The organism is Thermodesulfobacteriota bacterium, assembly GCA_039028315.1.
Lineage (GTDB): Bacteria > Desulfobacterota_D > UBA1144 > Nemesobacterales > UBA2774 > CR02bin9.
In genome coordinates this window covers 1-4733 of the sequence record JBCCIH010000185.1, presented here as the reverse complement: position 1 = coordinate 4733, position 4733 = coordinate 1, and the positions used below count along the sequence as shown (strand labels likewise).

Annotated in this window: 5 protein-coding genes; 4 read left to right on the top strand and 1 reads right to left on the bottom strand. The window is 39.4% G+C overall.

Annotated elements, in window-relative coordinates; all coding sequences use genetic code 11:
• The 4 genes from AAF462_10240 to AAF462_10225 form a co-directional block, all read left to right on the top strand.
• The coding region (locus tag AAF462_10240) for a DUF6268 family outer membrane beta-barrel protein (GenBank protein ID MEM7009500.1) at window positions 1-526 on the top strand (526 nt) is incomplete at its 5' end.
• Entirely contained in the window at window positions 523-1905 is a 1383-nt protein-coding gene (locus AAF462_10235; protein ID MEM7009499.1) for a deoxyribodipyrimidine photo-lyase, read from the top strand. The genes AAF462_10240 and AAF462_10235, both read left to right, overlap by 4 nt.
• 85 nt (window positions 1906-1990) lie before the next feature.
• Window positions 1991-2776 (top strand): hypothetical protein, encoded by a 786-nt coding sequence (locus AAF462_10230; protein ID MEM7009498.1) that lies wholly within the window; start codon window positions 1991-1993, stop codon window positions 2774-2776.
• A gap of 7 nt (window positions 2777-2783) precedes the next feature.
• A complete protein-coding gene (locus tag AAF462_10225) occupies window positions 2784-3755 on the top strand; it encodes a DUF523 and DUF1722 domain-containing protein (GenBank protein MEM7009497.1) in 972 nt (323 codons plus the stop codon).
• A gap of 12 nt (window positions 3756-3767) precedes the next feature.
• Here AAF462_10225 and AAF462_10220 read toward each other — a convergent pair whose 3' ends face one another.
• Window positions 3768-4511 carry an alpha/beta hydrolase gene (locus AAF462_10220; protein ID MEM7009496.1) on the bottom strand — a complete coding sequence of 248 codons (744 nt, stop codon included), beginning with the start codon at window positions 4509-4511 and terminating at the stop codon, window positions 3768-3770.
• Window positions 4512-4733: the final 222 nt, after the last annotated feature.

Here is a 4733-nt window from a genome sequence, read left to right as displayed (position 1 = left end):
CGCAGAATTTAATGCACCGTTTTGGGATTCATTTACAATCGGCGGCATGGCTGGTTTTAGCTATACAACAGGGCCTAATTTCAGAATAGGCGTCGGCGGATTCGTTGGCAGCCGCCTTGAAGATAGCGTAATCGGATACCCCGTAGCATTTTTAGACTGGCAGGTAACTGAACGTCTTAAATTTACAACCCTTGCAGCGGGCGCAAGAAATGATTTTGGCCCCAAGGCAGAAATTCAATACAAACTAACAAAAGCGCTTACCGTTGCCACAAATGTAGGTTATGAGTTCAGCAGATTCAGACTTGAGAAAAACGGTAACTTCCCCAGAGGTATAGGAGATTTTAAAGCACTGCCATGGGTAGGAAGAGTTTCTTATGATATTAACAAATACCTAACTGTAAACGGTTATGGAGGCCTACTCTTTTTCGGTGAGTTAGAGCTTGAAAACCAAAACGGTAAAAGAATACGAAAAGAGGACTTTGATACAGCTCCATTTATAGGAGGCAGCATAACACTTAAACTATGAAGAATGAACGAGCAATTTTCTGGTTCAAAAGAGATCTCAGGACCGAAGACAATACGGGCCTTTTTCACGTAATAAATGACAGCCGCGAAGTTATGCCGGTATATGTTTTAGATGATGACATCTTGGCCAGCTACCCAAGAGATAGCAAACGTTTGGGATTCTTTTTTGATGCTCTAAGGAAACTCGACAAAGATCTAAGAACACTCGGATCATACCTACTAGTTGTTAGAGGAAAAGCAGAAGAAGCAATACCCAGAGTAATAAGAACCTATGCAGCAGACTCAGTTTACTGTAACCGTGCATATGGATTCTCCGGAATTAGCAGAGATCTTAAAATAGAGCATTTTTGCAAATCTAATGATATTAAATTTAAGAAGTTTGAAGACACTTTCTTAGTTCCTCCTGAAAACATAGAGCAACGTAAGGTATTTACACCGTTTTTCCGTTTATGGAAAAGCAAGCCTAAATGCGATGCGCTCCCAGAACCTACGAAAATCAACTCTCCAGAGATACTAACCTCTTCGCTTGAGAGCATAATAGAAGGAATTGGTCATGCAAAAAATACCCACTGGCCTATGGACTTTCCCGACCAGAGGCTTTGGAGTTTTAATTTTAAAGAGTACGATGATAGGAGAAACTTTCCCTACATAGACGGCACTTCAAAACTCTCACCATACCTTAGGTTTGGAACAATATCCGTTAGAAAAGTATATGAGGCCGCTCTAAGCGCAACTCCAGAGCTAAACCAATACGTCTCCGAGCTTGCCTGGAGAGAATTTTGGTACCACATCATGCACTACTTTCCTGAAACTAAAGACATAGAGTTTCAAGCAAAGAGAAGAAACATTAAATGGATTAATAACGAGAGTTGGTACAATGCCTGGAAGGAGGGACGCACCGGGTATCCCATTGTTGATGCTGCCATGATACAGCTAAAACAAGAAGGCTGGATGCATGGACGGGCGAGAATGATTGTAGCATCTTTTCTGTGCAAGGATCTACTAACAGATTGGAGATTGGGAGACAAGCATTTTAGAGAACACTTAATAGATTATGACGAGACAGTAGATATTGGAAACTGGCAATGGTCAGCTTCCTGCGGCGCAGACCCTAAACCGCTTAGGATTTTTAACCCTATACTCCAATCTCAAAAATTTGATCCCGAGTGCAAATACATTAAGACATATATACCTGAGCTCAGTGAGCTTGAGCCTGACAAAATACACAACCCTCTTACCTACAAACTTCCATATCATGAACCAATAGTAAACCACTATGAAATGAGAAACCTGGCCCATGAAGCATACTCGGGCGGCAGAATTGATGATGAGTATATTTCTAAAATTCAAAAAGAAGAAGTATTCACCAAAATCGACTGATACTATCCGCCAAATCCAATTCGCAATTAGGGATTTTTATCCATATTAGATAAACTTAATCTATTAAATTTTTTCGAGGTAAATCATGGCTATTAGCGTACTTATGGTATATCAACCAATAGAATCCACGAAAGATAAAGAAAGTTATTGGAGAAGCTATGTGGATTTTTATGAGAAATTCTGGGATGGTCCGGCCACACCGCAGTCTTCGTGGTTTGGCAGAGATTATGAAGAATTTCGAAAATCATTATCTAATCACTTGGGACTTAATATAAAGGATCTACAAGACTGTTTTTTCCTAAAGGATGAGGACGGGAAATATTACATTGTACCAGTTGGCTCAAAGGTAAACATTAACCTATTTAGCGCTGAAAACTTTATACCTTTTGAGTGGTTCTTGATGTTCTCAAAAGATGAAAAGAACTATTTCTACACACATACTGGTTTTGGTGCAATTCAGCATGACGCGATCTACTACAAAGGTGAAGTAAATGAGGCTCTTAAGAGATTAACAGAGTCCAAAGCTAATATTGAGATAGCTATTAATTCATTAGACCCGGCAGATTCACAGTATCTTAGTGACGCTCTTAAGGAACTGGGTGAAAATATAGAAAATCTTGAGAACTGGATATCAGGTTTTGATCCAAAAAGTTTCATCATACTTAACTACGGTGAGATATGCGCACACATTGAACCTAACTCTATGAAAAATGAAGACTCAGTTACTGAAATACATAACGTCCTTACACTTGCGGCACAAGGCAAATTAGACGAAGCGCAATCAGCGTTTACTTATCTTGCCTCTAAATGGAATGAGATAAGAGGCGCTATCACAGGCGATAGACCTGAGTCCACTTCAACAGTACAATAGATATTAAATGAGGAAGTTTGAAAAACCTGTTGTTGTTACAAGTAAGTGTTTTGAATTTGACGCCTGCCGATATAACGGCGTTATGATCCCCAATAATTTTGTCCAAAAACTAGAGCCTTTTGTACAATTTATTCCTGTATGTCCTGAAGTTGAGATAGGACTTGGCATTCCTAGAGATATAATCAGAGTTGTGGAGAAAAAAGGTAAACGTGAGCTCGTGCAGCCTACAACTGGTAAAGCGCTGGCTAAAAAAATGTATAGCTTCTCAGAAAAGTTTTTAGGCTCTTTAGACGAAGTAGATGGATTTATTCTAAAAAGCCGCTCACCCTCGTGCGGCATAAGGGACGCAAAGATATTTAGTGACAGCGAGAATCCAAGCCCGATAGCCAGAGGTTCTGGATTGTTCGCAGAAAAAGTACTTGAGAAATATCCTGGTAGCGCCGTGGAAGATGAAGGACGTCTGATGAATTTTTCTATTAGAGAGAGCTTTCTTACAAAACTATTCACTTTTGCTAGTTTTAGAGATGTAAAAAAGAAAAAATCCGTAAAAGCACTTGTTAACTTCCAGTCAGATAACAAATTTATTTTTATGTCCTATAACCAAAGAGAAATGAGAGTTCTGGGCAGAATAATCGGTAATCAAGATAAAATGCCATTAGATAAAGTATTTTCAGAATATGAAGCTCATCTACAAAGCGCTTTATCTAAAAACCCAAGGCGCTCATCGCATATAAATACCCTAATGCATGCACTTGGATATTTTTCCAAGAAACTTACTTCAAAAGAAAAAGCACACTTTCTCGATTTGCTGGAGAACTATAAAAACCAAAAAATACCACTTAGCGCAGTTCTGAGTCTATTAGAATCTTGGATACTAAAATATGATGAAGAGTATTTGGCAAGACAGACATTTTTTGAGCCCTACCCTAAAGATCTTGTGGAGATATCAGACTCCGGGAAAGGCAGGGTCTTATCATAAAATCTATAAATTTTATTTCTTATCAAGTCCGTCTAAAAAATTTATTACTTCATTAGAGAAGCTTTTGTTTCTAAGAAGAGTAATATGACTTCCTCTAAGGCTAATACCTTTGGCATTTGGGAAAAAAGAAGCTGCTAACTCGGCGTCGTATTCCCTTGTGCCGTTAATTACTAATACTGACAGATGTATTTTCTTTAAGTCCCAGTGGCTAAACTCTGGATATATATTCCCCTCGAGCCTTGCAGCAAAGGCCTTTCTATCCCCACCTGTTTTCTCGGCAAACTCCCTATAGGGATCTTTTTCTGTCGGGTTATCATCAAGCATTGACCTTACTTTCTTTTCTCTTTCTTTGTCACTAAGAGTCCAGTCTTTGTCATAGATATGAAGCCCGGCGAGAACCAAACTTCTCATCCTGCCGTACATAAGCTCAGCTTCTATCGCAACTTTAGCGCCCATAGAGTAGCCAAGAACATCATAATCATAAAGCATCAAATACTGTGCAAGCTCTCCGACGTCTTTGGCCATGGCGCGGTTCCAATAGCTGTAGGAAGTATGCGGCTTATCGGATTCTCCATGGCCACGCGCGTCCATCATAATTACCCTTCGGCCGCTTTTCACAAGCTCCTGAGCTATACCGGATTTCTCCCAGTTTATATGACTGTCGGCAGTAAACCCGTGTAGCAGCATAATAGGATCGCCGTCGCCCTGGTCCCAATAAGCTATTCCCACATCATCAAAACTGTTAAATATATGCATAAATAATATTCTAGCACATGGGGTTACATTGTGCTGGTAAATGATTGAACACAGAATTAAATAAGATTTGACTTTATAAATAGCTATATATTAAGATATTTTCAGATAGCTTACGAAGGGGAACTAATAAGATGGGTATCGATAGAAGAAAATTCCTGACAATAGCTGTAAAAAGTATTGGGGCACTTGGTCTAATCAAAGCCTATGGTTTTAGCGGATCAT